Genomic DNA, 15,964 nt, shown 5'->3' with positions numbered 1-15,964 from the left:
GAAGCCCATGCCCGAATTGATTTTCCCCGGTCCCGAAGGACGTCTTGAGGGGCGTTACCACGCGCAGCATGCGCCGGATGCGCCCATCGCGATCATCCTGCATCCGCATCCGCAATTTGGCGGGACCATGAACAACCGCGTGGTCTATAACCTGCATTATGCCTTCCATCGCATGGGCTTCACCGTCATGCGCTTCAACTTCCGTGGCGTCGGACGCAGCCAGGGTGAGTTCGATCAGGGCATTGGCGAGCTGTCGGATGCAGCCTCGGCGCTGGACTATCTTCAGGCGATGAACCCCAACAGCAAGCATTGCTGGGTCGCGGGCTTCAGCTTCGGTGCCTGGATCGGCATGCAGCTTTTGATGCGCCGTCCCGAGATCACCGGCTTCATCAGCGTGGCCCCGCCCGCGAACATGTATGACTTCAGCTTCCTCGCGCCGTGCCCGTCCTCGGGGCTGATCATCAACGGCACCGCCGACCGCGTCGCGCCGCCGAAGGACACGCATGTACTGGTCTCGAAACTGCGCGAGCAGAAGGGCATCACCATCACGCATGAGGAAGTCGATGGCGCGGACCACTTCTTCCGCGACGATGAGGTGCATATGAAGCCGATGATCGACACGGTGCAGACCTATGTCCGTCGACGGCTGACGGAAAACACACGCTGACGAACTGAGGGGCCGGTCATTCCGGCCCTTCGCTTTTTCCCCGGACGAGACCCGAATGACCGACCTCCTGCCGCTCGATGACCTGACCCGCCGCTTTGCTTTTCTGACCGAGGCCGACCGGCTGAAATCCGTCGACCGTGCCAGCGTGCTGATGGATCTGTCGCGGGCGGAAAACAGCGCCGAGCACAGCTGGCACGTCGCGCTGTTCGCGCTGGTCTTTGGCGGCAGCGACCGGGCGCTGGCCATGCTGCTGCTGCATGATCTGGTCGAGATCGACTGCGGCGATCATCCCATCCACCTTGACCACGATGCGGGTGCGGTCGCCGTGGCCGAGCTGGACGCCGCGCGCCGCCTGTTCGGGCTTTTGCCCGATGGCGCGGCGCTGATGGAGCTTTGGCAGGAATTCGAAACGGCGGAGACCGAGGATGCGCGCTTTGCCAAGCGCATGGACCATGTTCAGCCGATGTTCGAGGTGGTCATGGCCTCGGACCCGATCCCCGAGCATCTGCAGATCTGCCGCGACAACATCGACACCGGCCGCGCCGCACGCCTGCGCCACGAATGGTCCGAGGCCATCGCCGCCATCGAAGCCCGGCTGGGCGGGCGCGACCTGCCTGACGCGCTGGCCCCGGAACTGGCCTTTCTGGCCGAGGCGGATCGGCTGAAGTCGGTCTATCGCGCCAGCCGCATCCATTCCGGTCGGCGCGAAAACAGCGCCGAACACAGCTGGCATCTGGCGCTGTTCGCGCTGGTGATGGCACCGCTGGCCGCGCCGGGCGTCGACATTGGCCGGGCGATCCGCATGCTGATCCTGCATGATCTGGTCGAGATCGACACCGGCGATGTGCCGATCCATTCGGGCAATGGCCTGACCCATCACAGCACCGACCAGATGGATGCCGAGGCGCGCGCCGCCCAGCGTCTGTTCGGCCTTCTGCCCGCCGCCAAGGGGCAGGCGCTGCGGGCGATCTGGGCCGAGTTCGAGGAGAATGAAAGCCCGACCGCGCAATATGCCAACTCGCTGGACCGGGCGCAGCCGGTGATGCTGAACCTCAATGCCGGGGGCGGCACCTGGCAGGAATATCAGGTGACCCATCAGCAACTGGTCGACCGGGTGGGCGTCAAGATTGCGCGCGGCGCTCCGGCGCTGTGGGAGTGGCTGGATGCGCGCGCACGGCCGATGCTGGCGGGCTAGGGCGCGTTATTTCGGTATGCAATCGCATACAAGCCTTTTCTTTCCATCGGTTTCGGTCTAAGAGGCGCGCAAGCGAATCCTAACCGAAGGGACCCCCCATGTCGAAGATCAAGGTAGCCAATCCTGTCGTCGAGCTTGATGGCGATGAAATGACCCGGATCATCTGGGATTTCATCAAGCAGAAGCTGATCCTGCCCTATCTTGATGTGGACCTGAAATACTACGATCTGGGCATCGAAGAGCGGGACCGCACCAACGACCAGATCACCATCGATGCCGCCAATGCGATCAAGCAATACGGCGTTGGCGTCAAATGCGCGACCATCACCCCCGATGAGCAGCGCGTCGAGGAATTCGGCCTCAAGAAGATGTGGAAATCGCCCAACGGCACGATCCGCAACATTCTGGGCGGCGTGATCTTCCGCGAGCCGATCATCTGCAAGAACGTGCCGCGTCTGGTGCCGCACTGGACCCAGCCGATCATCGTCGGCCGTCACGCTTTCGGCGACCAGTATCGCGCCACCGACTTCCGCTTCCCCGGCAAGGGCAAGCTGACGATCAAATTCGTCGGCGAAGATGGCGAGACCATTGAGCATGAAGTCTTCGACGCGCCGTCCTCGGGCGTCGCCATGGCGATGTACAACCTTGACGATTCGATCCGCGATTTCGCCCGCGCCTCGTTCAACTATGGTCTGCAGCGGAACTATCCGGTGTATCTGTCGACCAAGAACACCATCCTCAAGGCCTATGACGGCCGCTTCAAGGACATCTTCCAGGAAGTCTTTGACGCCGAATTCGCCGACCAGTTCAAGAAGGCGGGCATCCACTACGAGCACCGCCTGATCGACGATATGGTCGCCTCGGCGCTGAAATGGTCGGGCGGCTATGTCTGGGCCTGCAAAAACTACGATGGCGACGTGCAGTCGGACATCGTGGCGCAGGGCTTTGGCTCGCTGGGCCTGATGACCTCGGTTCTGATGACGCCCGATGGGAAAACCGTTGAGGCCGAAGCCGCCCACGGCACCGTGACGCGCCACTACCGCGAGCATCAGAAAGGCAACCAGACCTCGACCAACTCGATCGCGTCGATCTATGCGTGGACCGGCGGTCTGAAGCATCGCGCGAAGCTCGACAACAACGCGCCGCTGCTGAACTTCGCCGAAACGCTGGAGAAGGTGACGGTGCAGGCGGTCGAGGACGGCTTCATGACCAAGGACCTTGCGCTGCTGGTCGGGCCGGATCAGAAATGGCTCAGCACCATGGGCTATCTGGAAAAGGTCGACGAGTACCTGAACAAGGCGCTCAGCTGATCGACACGAAGGCCGGGGCAGCACCCCGGCCTTTCTTCTTGGAGTGGGCATGATCGCGAACTGGACATTCTGGGCACTGCTGTCGGCGGTCTTTGCCGCGCTGACGGCGATCTTTGGCAAGGTCGGCGTGGCGGGCGTCGGCTCGGATTTCGCGACCTTCATCCGCACGGTGGTGATTCTGGGCGCGATTGCGCTGATCCTGTCGCTGACAAACGGCTGGCAGAGTTTCGGCAGCGTCAGCACGCGCAGCTGGGTGTTTCTGGTGCTTTCGGGGCTGGCGACGGGGGCAAGCTGGCTGTGCTATTACCGCGCTCTGCAGATCGGCGATGCCGCCCGCGTGGCCCCCATCGACAAGATGAGCGTCGTGCTGGTGGCCCTGTTCGGCGTGGCCTTTCTGGGCGAGCGGCTGAGCGCGGTGAACTGGGCCGGGGTCGGCCTGATCGCGCTTGGGGCCATTCTGGTCGCACTGCGCTAGCCTCCCCTCAGGGGGAAAACGCGGCCCGCGCGGACAATCGCAGGGCGTCGGATCGGCGGCCAGACAAGCAATTTCCCGTGCCTTCTGGCAAAGGCGCTTAACAGTTCTGCATTCCTGAGCTAAAGGAAGTCGCAGGAATATCGGAGTCCTGACATGAAAGCTGCCGTCATCACCTTCCCCGGGTCGAACTGCGACCGAGATCTTGCCGTTGCGCTGGAAAGCGCGGGGGCCACGGTCAGCCGGGTCTGGCACAAGGATGATGCACTGCCCGAAGGCGTCGATCTGGTGGCTGTGCCGGGTGGCTTCTCGTTCGGCGATTACCTGCGCTGCGGCGCCATCGCCGCCCATTCGCCGATTGCAGCAGCCATCCGCGAACATGCGGCGCGCGGCGGTTTCGTGCTGGGCATCTGCAACGGATTTCAGGTCCTGACCGAGCTGGGCCTGCTGCCGGGTGCGTTGATGCGCAACGCGGGGCTGAAGTTCATCTGCCGCGAGGTGGCGCTGAATGTCGCCTCGACCGACAGCGCCTTCACCTCGGGCTATGCGGCGGGGCAGGGCATCCGCCTGCCGGTCGCGCATCACGATGGCAACTATCAGGTGGATGACGAGGGGCTGCGGGCGCTGAAAGATCAGGACCGCATCGCCTTCACCTATGCGCCGGGCATCAACGGCTCGGTCGCGGATATCGCGGGCGTGCTGTCGGCGAACCGGCGGGTGCTGGGGATGATGCCCCACCCCGAGCGTGCGGCCGAAGCGGCGCATGGCGGATCGGATGGCGCTCGGCTGTTTTCGGCTTTGATCGGTGGGCTTGTTGCCGCCTGACTTGAGCGGTTTGCTCTAACTGAATAAATTGGACAGGCACCCCGTCTGAACGGGGTGTTTTCGGAGGTTCATGAATAGGAAGGGTGTCAGTTCGGACCCCTCCGAGGGCAAGGGCGGGTCGCCTGCCCGCTGGGGATTGCGCGGCGCGATTGCCGTGCTTCTGGTCGTCGCCGTGGGGACGATCTGGCTGACCAATGCCTGGCTGACGGCGCGCTTTTCCGAAAACACCCGTGTCCGCACCGAGCTGCGCTCGGCGCTTTACACCGGCAACCTTCTGTCTGAATTGCAGCGCACCTCGGTCGTGCCGCTTCTGCTGGCGCGCGATCCGGCGCTGATCAGCGCGCTGACCTCGAACAATTTCTCGGGCACCTCGGCGCGGCTGATGTCGGCGCAAAAGGAAATCGGGGCGGCCTCGATCCGGTTGCTGGACGCGTCTGGCCGCACCGTTGGCTCGACCGACCGCAACCTTCTGGGCACGAATTACGTACAGGCGCCGTTCTTCGTAGAGCCGCTGCGCTCGAAAGATACGGTTTTCACCGTCTCGACCCCGGCGCAGGGGGGGTATGACTTCAACTATTCCCGCGCCATCGTCTCGGAAGGGCGGACGCTGGGCGTCATCGTCGTGGGGGCGGATCTGTCGCGTCTGGTGCGGTCATGGGCCGGGATTTCCGATGCGATCACGGTGACCGACAGTTCCGGCGTTATCATCCTGTCGACCGAGCCGCGCTGGCGCGGGCTGACGCTGCCCGAGGCGCTGGAGATCCGCTCGGCCCCATCGGCCATTGCGCGGGCGTTTCAGGTGACCGCCGACTGGACCTCGATGCCGGCGGATGCCTATGTCGAGGGCAAGGCGGTGATGCAGTCCGAGACGCGCATTCCCTTCCGCGGCTGGAAGATGGTCGCCTTCACCACCTACGATTCGGTGCGTGAGCGGGTGAACTCGGTGCTGGCGCTGGTCATCATGGGCTTTGCGATCCTGCTGGCGGCGGTGTTCTATCTGCTGTCGCGCCGGGCGCGCGGCGAAACGGCCGCCTATATGCGCGAGTCCGCCGATCTGCGGGCGCTGAACAACCGCCTGACGCGCGAGATTGCCGAGCGTGAGCGGGTGCAGAAGGAACTGCGCGTGGCCGAGCAGACGGTCCAGCAAAGCTCGAAACTGGCGGCTTTGGGCGAAATGTCGGCGGGCGTCAGCCATGAGCTGAACCAGCCGCTGGCCGCGATGAAGACCTATCTGGCCGGTGCACGCCTGCTGCTGCAGCGCGGGCGTGGTGAGGAGGCGCTGTCCAGCTTCCAGCGCATCGACGATCTGGTCGAACGCATGGGCGCGATCACCCGTCAGCTGAAATCCTATGCCCGCAAGGGCGGCGAGGCCTTCGAATCGGTCGATCTGCGCGCGGCGCTGTCGAGCGCGCTGATGATGATGGAGCCGCAGCTGCGCAGCCGGAAGATCCGCATCCAGCGCAACGTGCCGCGCTATCCGGTGGTGGTCTATTGCGACCGCATCCGGCTGGAGCAGATCATCATCAACCTGCTGCGCAATGCCGTCGACGCCATCAAGGGCCAGCGCGATGCGGCCATCGAAATTACCGTCAGTACGGGTTCTCACGCCCTTTTGTCTGTCAGTGACAATGGGCCGGGTGTTTCCGATCTGGAAAACCTGTTTGAACCCTTCTTCACCACCAAGAAACCCGGCGAAGGGACCGGTCTTGGTCTGGCCATATCATCCGGAATCGCATCCGATTTCGGCGGCCGCCTGACCGCCCATAACGCGACCGAGGAAGGTAAATCCGGTGCAATATTTGAACTTGAACTACCCTTGTACGACCCAAAGCAGAGGTCAGGGCCGCAGCTTGCGGCCGAGTAACGAGAAAGAAAGGTAACGGTTAATGAGCCGCACCATGAAAATTGCCGTGGTCGATGATGAGCCAGACATGCGCGAGTCGATCAGCCAGTGGCTGGCCCTGTCCGGCTTCGATACCGAAATGTTTTCCAGCGCCGAGGAGGCGCTGAAGGTCATCGGCGCCGACTGGCCGGGCGTGGTCATTTCGGACATCCGCATGCCGGGCATGGACGGGATGGCCTTCCTCAAGCGCCTGATGGGGATCGATTCCGGCCTGCCGGTCATCATGATCACCGGCCATGGCGACGTGCCGATGGCGGTCGAGGCCATGCGCATCGGGGCCATGGATTTCATGGAAAAGCCCTTCAACCCGGACCGCCTGACCGAGCTTGCCAAGCGCGCCAGCCAGGCCCGCCGCATGACGCTGGACAACCGCGCCCTGCGCCGCGATCTCAGCGAAGGCCAGCAGGTGATGTCGAAGCTGGTGGGCTCGAGCCCCGAGATGGACCGCCTGCGCGAGGATATTCTGGATCTGGGACAGGCCGACGGCCATGTGCTGATCGACGGCGAAACCGGCACCGGCAAGACGCTGGTCGCGCATGCGCTGCATGCCGTGGGGCCACGCGCCTCGCGCAAGTTCGTCCCGATTTCCTGCGCCGCCTATAATGACGAGGTGCTGTCGGCGAAGCTGTTCGGTCCGGTCGAGAATGGCCTGCCCGCCGTTGAGGAAGCCCGTGGCGGTACGCTGTGCCTTGAGGATATCGAGGCGCTGTCGGACCCGCTGCAGGCGCGGCTTCTGGCCTTCATCTCGGAGCAGGGGGCCCCGGCTGAAACCCGCATCATCGCCATCTCGAACGCGCGGGGCGAAGGTCGCCGGGCCGAGGATTCGCTGCGTCCGGACCTGTTCTATCGCCTGACCGCGCTGAAGATCACCCTGCCGCCGCTGCGTTCGCGCGGCGAGGATATCCTGGCGCTCTTCACCCGCATGACCGAGCAGTTCTCGGAGGAATATGGCTGCGAGCCCCCGCAGGTGACCGCGCAGGAGGCCGCGCAGCTTCTGCAGGCGCCCTGGCCCGGCAACGTCCGCCAGCTGATCAACGTGGCCGAACGCGCGGTGCTGCAGAACCGTCGCGGCTCGGGCTCGATCGCCTCGCTGCTGATGGCCGATGGCGAGGACACGCAGGAAGCCACCACGACCGAGGGCAAGCCGCTGAAGGAATATGTCGAGAGCTTCGAGAAGATGCTGATCGACAATACCATGCGTCGCCACAAGGGCAGCATCGCCGCCGTCATGGACGAGCTGTGCCTGCCGCGCCGGACCCTGAACGAGAAAATGGCGAAATATGGCCTGAGCCGCGCGGACTATCTTTGATCTGCGATCGCCGGGAAAATCCCCTGAAAGCGGGCACCCTGTCACGGGGTGCCCGTTTCCTTTCCGGCGGAAGTCATGGCGGTATCGCAAAACGCCATTGTATTTTTTCGGGGATACCCTTTATGTAAGTCATATGTGGGATGATGACACACACCGATAGGTTGTGGACCATCCGCAGACAGTTTCGCAGCGCAAGCGCCAGCCTTGGCCTCCCGCAGGGATGTCGGTGGTGCGATGTGCGGGAAAACAGCGCCCATGCCCCAAGGGGCCTCTGGGCCTTCGTGTACGCCGCCCGGATCGGCTTTGTCGAAACGGGCCAAACAGGGTAAATGCCGCGATGGATCGCGCGTCGGATTGTTTCAGGCATGGGCTGCGGGGCATGACCCCGGTGGCCCCTTTTGCCGTTTCCGAAGCGACACTTGCGGAAATCTCATGCAGCAGCCGTGACCTTTCACCGCCTGATGGCGGACAGGAGCGGCTGCCCGAAAGACGGTACTATGTCAAAAAAAATGCTGATCGACGCTACACATCCCGAGGAGACCCGGGTTGTCGTGGTGGACGGAACAAAAGTCGAGGAATTTGATTTCGAGACAGTCAACAAGCGACAGCTTGCTGGCAATATCTATCTGGCGAAGGTGACGCGGGTCGAGCCCTCCTTGCAGGCGGCCTTCGTTGAATATGGCGGCAACCGCCATGGCTTCCTAGCCTTTGCCGAGATCCATCCGGATTACTACCAGATCCCGGCTGCAGATCGCAAAGCGCTGATCGAGGAAGAGCGCGCGGCTGCGGTCGCCGAAACCGAAGAGGCAGAGCGGCCCAAGCGCAACTCGCGCCGTCGCGGCGGTGCGAAGCCTGCGGCTGTGGCAGCGGATGCCGTGATCTCGTCGGACGAGATCGAGGGCATGACCGTCGTCGACACCGCCGAGCCCGAGGCCGTTGACGTCGCCGAGACCCTGAAGATCGAAGCGGAACAGCCGGAAGTCGCCGCCGTTGCGGAGGAGACCGCCGTTGCCAGCGATGCCACTTCCAGCGAGGCTGAGGCGTCCTGCGACGACGATCATCACGACGATCACCATGATGAGCATCACGACGACCAGATCGAATCTGTCGCCGAGGAGGACATCGCGGAAGAAATCGCGCCGCCGAAAAAGCCGCGCGCTCGTCGCTACAAGATCCAGGAAGTGATCAAGGTCCGGCAGATCATGCTGGTCCAGGTCGTCAAGGAAGAGCGTGGCAACAAGGGTGCCGCGCTGACCACCTATCTGTCGCTGGCGGGCCGCTATTGCGTCCTGATGCCCAACACTGCGCGCGGTGGCGGCATCAGCCGCAAGATCACCAATGCCGTCGACCGCAAGAAGCTGAAGGAAATCGCCAGCGAGATGGAGGTGCCGGAAGGCGCCGGCCTGATCATCCGCACCGCCGGCAGCCAGCGGACCCGGACCGAGATCCGCCGCGACTATGAATACCTGATGCGCCTGTGGGAGCAGATCCGCGAGCTGACCTTCAAGTCGGTCGCGCCCGCGCCGATCTATGAGGAAGGCGATCTGATCAAGCGCCAGATCCGCGATCTTTACAGCAAGGAGATCGACGAGGTTCTGGTCGAGGGCGAGCGCGGCTACCGCACCGCCAAGGACTTCATGAAGATGATCATGCCGTCCCACGCCAAGAACGTGAAGCATTACACCGATGCGATGCCGCTTTACGCGCGCTATCAGGTGGAAAGCTATCTGGCCGGGATGTTCAATCCGGTCGTCCAGCTGAAATCGGGCGGCTACATCGTCATCGGCGTGACCGAGGCGCTGGTGGCCATCGACGTGAACTCGGGCCGGGCCACCAAGGAAGGCTCGATCGAGGATACGGCGCTGAAGACCAACCTCGAGGCCGCCGAAGAGGTCGCCCGCCAGCTGCGTCTGCGCGACCTTGCCGGTCTGATCGTCGTCGACTTCATCGACATGGAAGAGCGCAAGAACAACGCCGCCGTCGAGAAGCGCTTCAAGGAGCGGCTGAAAACCGACCGCGCGCGCATTCAGGTTGGCCGCATCTCGGGCTTCGGCCTGCTGGAGATGTCGCGCCAGCGTCTGCGCCCCGGCATGCTGGAATCGACCACGCAGCCTTGCGCGCATTGCCATGGCACGGGCCTCATCCGCTCGGACGACAGCCTTGCGCTGACGATCCTGCGCGCCATCGAGGAAGAGGGCACGCGCAAGCGTTCGCGCGAAGTGCTGGTGAAAGCGCCGATCGCCGTCGCCAACTTCCTGATGAACCAGAAGCGCGAGCATATCGCCGGGATCGAGGCACGCTATGGCATGTCCGTCCGGGTCGAGGCTGATCCGGTGCTGATCTCGCCCGATTACGCCATCGAGAAGTTCAAGACCGCCACGCGCAATGTGCCGGAAGTCGCGACGCAGGTCGTCTCGGTCAATGCGCAACTGATGGCGCAGATCGACGATGACGAGATCGTCGATGAGGTCGAGGACGAGGATGAGGCCGAAGCGCCCGTCGCGGCTGTGGCCGATGCCTCGGATGAGCAGTCCGAGAATGGCAACAAGTCGCGCCGCCGTCGCCGTCGCCGCCGTCGTGGTGGCAAGGGTGATGAGGATGGTGCCGAGATGCAGGGCGCATCCGAGGGGGATGACTCGGATGAGGCTGCTGCCGATGATGAAGGCGTGACCGAAGTGGCTGAGGCCGAGGTCGTCGAGGCGGAAGCCGCTCCGGCCGCAGTCGAGGGGGAAGAGGCTGGCACCAAGCCGCGTCGCCGGACCCGCAGCCGCTCGCGTCGCAAGCCCGATGAGTCCGCTGGCGAAGCCAATGCTGAAGCCGCGCCCGAACTGGCCGCCGAATCGGAGCCCGCGGCTGAAGCTGCGGTCGAGGCATCGCCCGAGCCCGAAGCGCCGGTCGAAGCCGATGAACCGGCTGCGGTGGTCGAGGACGAATCGTCGCACCTCGGGATGAACGGGACCGTCACCGAAGTCGTCGCCGAGGTCATGTCGGCGGTCGAAGTCGAACCCGCTCTGGCCGAGGATGCCGCGCCGTCCGAGGATGACAAACCCGCAGAAGAGCCGGTTTCCGAGGGTGCAGCGCCTGAGGCCAGCGCGCCCGCCGCGCCGGTCGAAGCCGAAGCTGCCCCGCGCGCCAAGCGCCGCGGCTGGTGGTCGGCCAGCTGATCACGGGCGACATACCCACGTAAGCGTGAGGGCGCGGGGCTTCCCCGCGCCCTTTTTCCAAGCCATGGTGCGGCATGTTTGGAATTGACCTTATCGATGCCGCCTTCCTGCCCGCCGCCATGGTCGCCATGCTGGCAGGCATTCTGTCATTCCTCTCGCCCTGCGTGCTGCCGGTGGTGCCGCCCTATCTGGCCTATATGACCGGGGTTGGTGTCTCGGGCTTGCGGCAGGGAGAGCGCAGCGCCGTCGTGCCCGCGCTGTTCTTCGTGCTGGGCCTGTCGACGGTCTTTCTGCTGATGGGGATGGCGGCCTCGGCCTTCGGGCGGATGTTCCTGCAATATCAGGACTGGCTGGCGCGCGGCGCAGGCGTCGTGGTGATGGTCATGGGCCTGCATTTCCTGCGCGTCATCCGCATCCCGATCCTCGACAGCGAGGCGCGGCTGGATACCGGAGATCGCGGCGGCTCGACAATGGGGGCTTATGTGCTGGGGCTGGCCTTCGCCTTTGGCTGGACGCCCTGCATCGGGCCACAGCTGGGCATGATCCTGTCGCTGGCCGCAACCGGGGGCGAGGTGTCGCGTGGCGCGGGCCTGCTGGCGGTCTATGCCATCGGGCTGGGCATTCCCTTCCTGCTTTCGGCGATCTTCATCAACCGGGCGATGGGGGTGATGAACCGCATCAAACCCTATCTGACGGTGATCGAGAAGGTCATGGGCGCGCTGCTGGTCCTTGTCGGCGTGGCGCTGCTGACCGGGGCGTTTTCGATGTTCGCCTATTGGCTGCTGGAAACCTTCCCCTTCCTCGCGATGCTGGGCTGATCAGGCCCAGCTTGGCGGGCGCTTTTCCAGAAACGCCTGCATGCCTTCGGCCGTATCCTCCAGCATAAGGTTGGCGCAGATGGTTTCCGACATCTGCGCATAGGCCGCATCTAGGGGCAGCCCGGATTGCTGGCGAAAGGCCTCTTTCCCCAACCGCACCGCGGCTGGCAGTTTCGAGGCGATGGTGAGCGCAAGCTCCATCGCATGATCCTGAAGCCCGTCCACCGGTGCGACGCGATTCACAAGCCCAAGTTCCTGCGCGCGGGCCGCGTCAATGAAACCTCCGGTCACCAGAAGCTCGAATGCCGCGCGGGGCGGGATCGCCCGGCTGAGCGCGACCATAGGGGTCGAGCAGAAGAGGCCGATATTGACGCCATTCACGCCGAACCGGACGCCCTCGGCCGCGACGGCCAGATCGCAGCTGGCGACCAGCTGGCATCCGGCGGCGGTGGCGATGCCCTGAACCTCGGCGATGACGGGCTGGGGCAGGGCGGCAATGCGCTGCATCATGGCCGAGCAGGCGCCGAAAAGCGCGGCGAAGGCGGCTTCTCCACCATCCGCATCCTGCCGCGCGGCCTGCATTTCGCGGATGTCATGGCCCGCGCAGAAGGCCTTGCCGGTCGCCGCGATGATGACCACGCGCACCTGCGGATCTGCCGCGATCTTCTCCAGCGCCGCTGACATCTGGGCAATCATCGCCGTCGAAAGCGCGTTGAAATTCGCCGGGCTGTTCATCACAAGCCGCGCGACATGGCCGGTATCTTGACGCAGGATCAGCGGTTCCGTTGCGGTATCTGTCATCTTTCCAGCGTCTCCGGATTGTTGTCGGCTTGTGTTTCCGTTCATCGCTGATCACCTTACCCGCCGAGTGAATTGGGGGAAAGCATGACCATCCAGATGGACCGCGACAGTCTGAACGCCTTCCTGCGAAGCGAATTTCCGCAGGTACCGTTCATCAGCGTCGACACTGTGGCGCGAGAGAATGTCGTCGTGCGCCTGTCCGTGCGGGACGAGCATCTGCGTCCGGGCGGCACGGTCAGCGGCCCGACCATGTTCGGGCTGGCCGATGTGGCGATCTATCTGGCGATCCTGGCGCGCATCGGGCCGGTCGCGCTGGCGGTGACAACCAACGCCTCGATCGACTTCATGCGCAAGCCCGAGGCGGGGCGCGACCTACTGGCCGAATGCCGGATTCTCAAGCTGGGCCGGGTTCTGGCGGTCGGCGAGGCGCTGATCTATTCGGAAGGTGGGGAAGAACCCGTCGCCAGATGCTCGATGACCTATTCGATTCCGCCTACGCGGGGATAAAAAGCGGCAGAATTTGTGGTATTTGGATACCTATTTCGTAACGATATGATATTGCAAGGTAAATTAAAGCGCTGTGCACTTGACCGATGCCGGACATTCTTGGATATACGCGCATCACGAATTCTCATCCCCAAAGGGAACGTCCGATGAAAACCTACACCGCGAAACCAGCGGAAATCGAGAAGAAGTGGATCCTGATCGACGCCGAGGGCGTGGTTCTGGGCCGTCTTGCCTCGATCGTTGCGAACCGCCTGCGCGGCAAGCACAAGCCGACCTTCACTCCGCACATGGATATGGGCGACAACGTCATCATCATCAACGCCGACAAGGTGCAGATGACCGGCGACAAGCGCGACCAGAAGAAATACTACTGGCACACCGGCCACCCGGGCGGCATCAAGCACCGCACCGCGCGTCAGGTGCTGGAAGGTGCGCACCCCGAGCGCGTCGTGATCAAGGCCGTTGAGCGCATGATCTCGCGCAACATCCTGGGCAAGCAGCAGATGAGCAACCTGCGCGTCTATGCCGGCGCCGAGCATCCGCATGAAGCTCAGCAGCCCGAAGTGCTGGACGTCAAAGTCCTGAACGCCAAGAATACCCGGAGCGCGTAAGAATGGCCGAAGACATCAAAACCCTCGACGACCTGAAGTCGGTGACGACCGGTACGGTCGCCGCCACTGCACCTGCCGCTCCGCGTGAACCCCAGCGTGACGCGCAGGGCCGTGCCTATGCCACCGGCAAGCGCAAAGACGCTGTCGCTCGCGTCTGGGTCAAGCCCGGCTCGGGCAAGATCGTGGTCAACGGCAAGGACATGGCTGAATACTTCGCCCGTCCCGTGCTGCAGATGATCCTGCGCCAGCCCTTCGACATCGCTGGCGTTTCCGGTCAGTACGACGTCTATGCAACCGTTGCTGGCGGTGGTCTTTCGGGCCAGGCCGGTGCGGTCAAGCACGGCATCTCGAAAGCGCTGCAACTGCACGAGCCCTCGCTGCGTGCGGCACTGAAAGCAGCCGGCTTCCTGACCCGCGACTCGCGCGTCGTTGAACGGAAGAAATACGGCAAGGCCAAAGCCCGCCGTTCGTTCCAGTTCTCGAAGCGCTGATCGCAACTTCGACCGGAATTCCGAAAGCGCGCCAGTCTGGCGCGCTTTTTTCATGTCTGCATTAGCCTGATCTTAATCTGGTTCGGTCACTCTCTCTTCAAGCTGCATGCCGGGATGCGCCCGGTACCCCAAGCGTGAGAGCCGACCATGCCCACCTATAACGTGACGCAGTTCTATTTCGGGCAATATGCCGATCTGGACCCGACCGAGGCGGGAAGCAGCCCGAACCTCAACAATGACACCAACGAATTGACCACTGTCCCGGGGTGGGTCGCCAACAAGCTATTTACCTCTGCGAACATGCGGCTGCTGACGGTGACCCAGAACGACACTGTCCGCGAAGGCAATTCGACCCGGTTGGAAGAGAACGACTTCAAGAACCGTGTCGCCGGGCAGGGCGGGCCTATGGGGGCCGACAGCTTCACCTATGATCTTGGTAACGGCAAGATCACCTCTGACATCGATTCGGTGTTTACCTGGAACATTGAGGTCACGCGTGGCAACGGCACAACGTTCAGGCAGGTGCTGGCCTTCGTTCAGCTTGAGAACGGGGCCATCTTCTCGAACTTCACGCCCGAGAACTTCTCTGGCCAGAACATCCAGTCCATCAAGCTGATCGCGCATAGCAGCAGCGGCTTCTTTGGAACGCTTGCGAACCGCAACCTGCCCAACGTCAAGATTGTCTGCTTCGAGGAGAGCGTCCGGATTGCGACGCCATCGGGGTCTGTCGCGGTGGGACAACTGGAAGTCGGCGATGAGGTGATCACGAAAGACAGCGGCGTCCGCCCGATCCGTTGGGTGGGAAGGAAGCATCTTGGCCCGGCCGAGCTGCGCGGCAACCCGCAGTTGCTGCCGGTGCGCATCTCGGCTGGTGCGCTTGGGGCAGGGCTGCCGGAGGCCGATCTGATTGTCTCGGCCCAGCATCGCGTTCTAGTGACGTCTCGAATCGCCAGCAGGCTGTTCTCATCAGAAGGGGTGCTGGTCGCGGCGAAGCATCTTCTGGATCTGCCGGGCGTCACGGTCGAGCATCTGGACCAGATCACCTATGTCCACTTCGCCTTCGATCAGCACGAGATTGTCTATGCCGAAGGCGCGCCCGCCGAATCCTTCTATCCCGGTGCGACGGGGCTGTCGGCGCTGGATGATGAGGCGCAGGCCGAGATGATGGCTCTGTTCCCTGCGCTGGCCCGAGGGGAGGAAGAGATTCCCGGTGCTCGCCGTCTGCTGACAGGGAAGGAGGGGCGGGACCTAGCCAGGCGTCATCGCAAGAACGGTGTCTCGCTGCTGTCGCTGAGCTGACCAGCCCCGCAGAATCGCCTTCGCCGAGCGAGTCGGGGAGGTGAATCAGCGATTCCTCGTCGTTTCCCCGGGATTCTCTATGTTCTAGTCCGTCTGGGAATCGTGATTTGTCATGAATTTGGGATATTTGTGTGTGATGATTCTGGAGTTGGGTTGTTGTTGTGGGAATTTGCGGCGGGGAGCCGCCTGAATTTTCTGTTTTATTTCAGCCACTTACAACAATCTTTCGGATTTCTGCATTTTTGTGCTTGCGGCTGTCGGGGCTGGGGCCTAAACACCGCTTCACCGAGACGACGGAACGGTCGGACGGGACGGAAGGAAGCGGATGGGAAGCTTGAGAGAGCCCTTGACGCGGAAGATCCGGGACACTATCTGGAGACGATGCGGCTTGACGGCGCTGAGTGATTGGCGCGGTTCAGGTTGTTTTGTTTCCTCTGCTTTTTGACATTGCGAGATATCTGAAGGGATATGCGGGTGGTTTGGTCGTTTTTCGACGCGGATCGACGCATATCGGCTCTCTAGGGAAACCGATGATGAGAGTGTCAGCTTCACTGTTTGTCGGCTCACGCAAGTGAGGACGATAAGCAGAGAT

Annotated in this window: 15 protein-coding genes; 13 read left to right on the top strand and 2 right to left on the bottom strand. The window is 63.0% G+C overall.

The features are described from left to right. Positions 1-7 precede the first annotated feature (7 nt). The 9 genes from IQ24_RS16650 to IQ24_RS16610 all read left to right on the top strand — a co-directional run bounded on the left by IQ24_RS16650 (position 8) and on the right by IQ24_RS16610 (position 11,663). Positions 8-667, top strand: coding sequence for an alpha/beta hydrolase (locus IQ24_RS16650; RefSeq protein ID WP_145399422.1), 660 nt, complete (start codon positions 8-10; stop codon positions 665-667). A 55-nt stretch (positions 668-722) separates the two neighbouring features. Then, positions 723-1,862 carry an HD domain-containing protein gene (locus IQ24_RS16645; protein ID WP_145399421.1) on the top strand — a complete coding sequence of 380 codons (1,140 nt, stop codon included), beginning with the start codon at positions 723-725 and terminating at the stop codon, positions 1,860-1,862. A gap of 98 nt (positions 1,863-1,960) precedes the next feature. Then, entirely contained in the window at positions 1,961-3,172 is a 1,212-nt protein-coding gene (locus IQ24_RS16640; protein WP_145399420.1) for an NADP-dependent isocitrate dehydrogenase, read from the top strand. A 49-nt stretch (positions 3,173-3,221) separates the two neighbouring features. Further along, complete coding sequence (locus IQ24_RS16635) at positions 3,222-3,647, top strand: EamA family transporter (RefSeq protein WP_145399419.1); 426 nt, start codon at positions 3,222-3,224, stop codon at positions 3,645-3,647. 153 nt (positions 3,648-3,800) lie between these two features. Continuing rightward, the gene (gene purQ, locus IQ24_RS16630) at positions 3,801-4,469 is read left to right on the top strand and encodes a phosphoribosylformylglycinamidine synthase subunit PurQ (protein ID WP_145399418.1); all 669 of its coding nucleotides are present in this window, start codon (positions 3,801-3,803) and stop codon (positions 4,467-4,469) included. Between the two features lie 70 nt (positions 4,470-4,539). Next, positions 4,540-6,333: a sensor histidine kinase gene (locus IQ24_RS16625; RefSeq protein ID WP_145399417.1), complete on the top strand. Its 1,794-nt coding sequence runs from the start codon at positions 4,540-4,542 to the stop codon at positions 6,331-6,333. Between the two features lie 22 nt (positions 6,334-6,355). Next, complete coding sequence (locus tag IQ24_RS16620) at positions 6,356-7,681, top strand: sigma-54-dependent transcriptional regulator (protein ID WP_145399416.1); 1,326 nt, start codon at positions 6,356-6,358, stop codon at positions 7,679-7,681. 497 nt (positions 7,682-8,178) lie between these two features. Continuing rightward, entirely contained in the window at positions 8,179-10,845 is a 2,667-nt protein-coding gene (locus IQ24_RS16615; protein ID WP_145399415.1) for an Rne/Rng family ribonuclease, read from the top strand. Between the two features lie 74 nt (positions 10,846-10,919). Next, positions 10,920-11,663 carry a cytochrome c biogenesis CcdA family protein gene (locus IQ24_RS16610; protein WP_145399414.1) on the top strand — a complete coding sequence of 248 codons (744 nt, stop codon included), beginning with the start codon at positions 10,920-10,922 and terminating at the stop codon, positions 11,661-11,663. Here the strand turns inward: IQ24_RS16610 and IQ24_RS16605 are convergent, their stop codons facing one another. Next, positions 11,664-12,464 (bottom strand): enoyl-CoA hydratase, encoded by an 801-nt coding sequence (locus tag IQ24_RS16605; protein WP_145399413.1) that lies wholly within the window; start codon positions 12,462-12,464, stop codon positions 11,664-11,666. It lies immediately after the preceding gene. An 84-nt stretch (positions 12,465-12,548) separates the two neighbouring features. Between IQ24_RS16605 and IQ24_RS16600 the strand changes: the two genes are divergently transcribed. From IQ24_RS16600 to IQ24_RS16585, 4 genes are all read left to right on the top strand, one after another. Then, the gene (locus IQ24_RS16600; RefSeq protein ID WP_145399412.1) at positions 12,549-12,971 is read left to right on the top strand and encodes a PaaI family thioesterase; all 423 of its coding nucleotides are present in this window, start codon (positions 12,549-12,551) and stop codon (positions 12,969-12,971) included. Positions 12,972-13,117: 146 nt separating this feature from the next. Next, on the top strand, positions 13,118-13,582 hold the full coding sequence (gene rplM, locus IQ24_RS16595; protein ID WP_145399411.1) for a 50S ribosomal protein L13: 465 nt from the start codon (positions 13,118-13,120) through the stop codon (positions 13,580-13,582). A gap of 2 nt (positions 13,583-13,584) precedes the next feature. Further along, on the top strand, positions 13,585-14,073 hold the full coding sequence (rpsI, locus tag IQ24_RS16590; RefSeq protein WP_145399410.1) for a 30S ribosomal protein S9: 489 nt from the start codon (positions 13,585-13,587) through the stop codon (positions 14,071-14,073). Between the two features lie 147 nt (positions 14,074-14,220). Beyond that, positions 14,221-15,372 (top strand): Hint domain-containing protein, encoded by a 1,152-nt coding sequence (locus IQ24_RS16585; protein WP_145399409.1) that lies wholly within the window; start codon positions 14,221-14,223, stop codon positions 15,370-15,372. Between the two features lie 282 nt (positions 15,373-15,654). On the opposite strand, the gene IQ24_RS20345 is transcribed toward IQ24_RS16585, so the two are convergent. After that, a partial coding sequence (locus tag IQ24_RS20345; RefSeq protein ID WP_206751559.1) for a hypothetical protein occupies positions 15,655-15,964 on the bottom strand: 310 nt, incomplete at its 5' end.

This window comes from Paracoccus sulfuroxidans, from assembly GCF_007830335.1.
In the GTDB taxonomy this organism is placed as follows: domain Bacteria; phylum Pseudomonadota; class Alphaproteobacteria; order Rhodobacterales; family Rhodobacteraceae; genus Paracoccus; species Paracoccus sulfuroxidans.
This window is presented reverse-complemented; position numbering and strand designations above follow the sequence as displayed.

Bases quoted from the DNA above. Each gene is read 5' to 3' on its own strand.
- IQ24_RS16640 (WP_145399420.1), top strand. From the start codon at position 1,961: ATGTCGAAGATCAAGGTAGCCAATCCTGTCGTCGAGCTTGATGGCGAT.
- IQ24_RS16610 (WP_145399414.1), top strand. From the start codon at position 10,920: ATGTTTGGAATTGACCTTATCGATGCCGCCTTCCTGCCCGCCGCCATG.
- rpsI (WP_145399410.1), top strand. From the start codon at position 13,585: ATGGCCGAAGACATCAAAACCCTCGACGACCTGAAGTCGGTGACGACC.
- IQ24_RS16605 (WP_145399413.1), bottom strand. From the start codon at position 12,464: ATGACAGATACCGCAACGGAACCGCTGATCCTGCGTCAAGATACCGGC.
- IQ24_RS16635 (WP_145399419.1), top strand. From the start codon at position 3,222: ATGATCGCGAACTGGACATTCTGGGCACTGCTGTCGGCGGTCTTTGCC.
- purQ (WP_145399418.1), top strand. From the start codon at position 3,801: ATGAAAGCTGCCGTCATCACCTTCCCCGGGTCGAACTGCGACCGAGAT.
- IQ24_RS16645 (WP_145399421.1), top strand. From the start codon at position 723: ATGACCGACCTCCTGCCGCTCGATGACCTGACCCGCCGCTTTGCTTTT.
- rplM (WP_145399411.1), top strand. From the start codon at position 13,118: ATGAAAACCTACACCGCGAAACCAGCGGAAATCGAGAAGAAGTGGATC.
- IQ24_RS16625 (WP_145399417.1), top strand. From the start codon at position 4,540: ATGAATAGGAAGGGTGTCAGTTCGGACCCCTCCGAGGGCAAGGGCGGG.
- IQ24_RS16600 (WP_145399412.1), top strand. From the start codon at position 12,549: ATGACCATCCAGATGGACCGCGACAGTCTGAACGCCTTCCTGCGAAGC.
- IQ24_RS16585 (WP_145399409.1), top strand. From the start codon at position 14,221: ATGCCCACCTATAACGTGACGCAGTTCTATTTCGGGCAATATGCCGAT.
- IQ24_RS16615 (WP_145399415.1), top strand. From the start codon at position 8,179: ATGTCAAAAAAAATGCTGATCGACGCTACACATCCCGAGGAGACCCGG.
- IQ24_RS16650 (WP_145399422.1), top strand. From the start codon at position 8: ATGCCCGAATTGATTTTCCCCGGTCCCGAAGGACGTCTTGAGGGGCGT.
- IQ24_RS16620 (WP_145399416.1), top strand. From the start codon at position 6,356: ATGAGCCGCACCATGAAAATTGCCGTGGTCGATGATGAGCCAGACATG.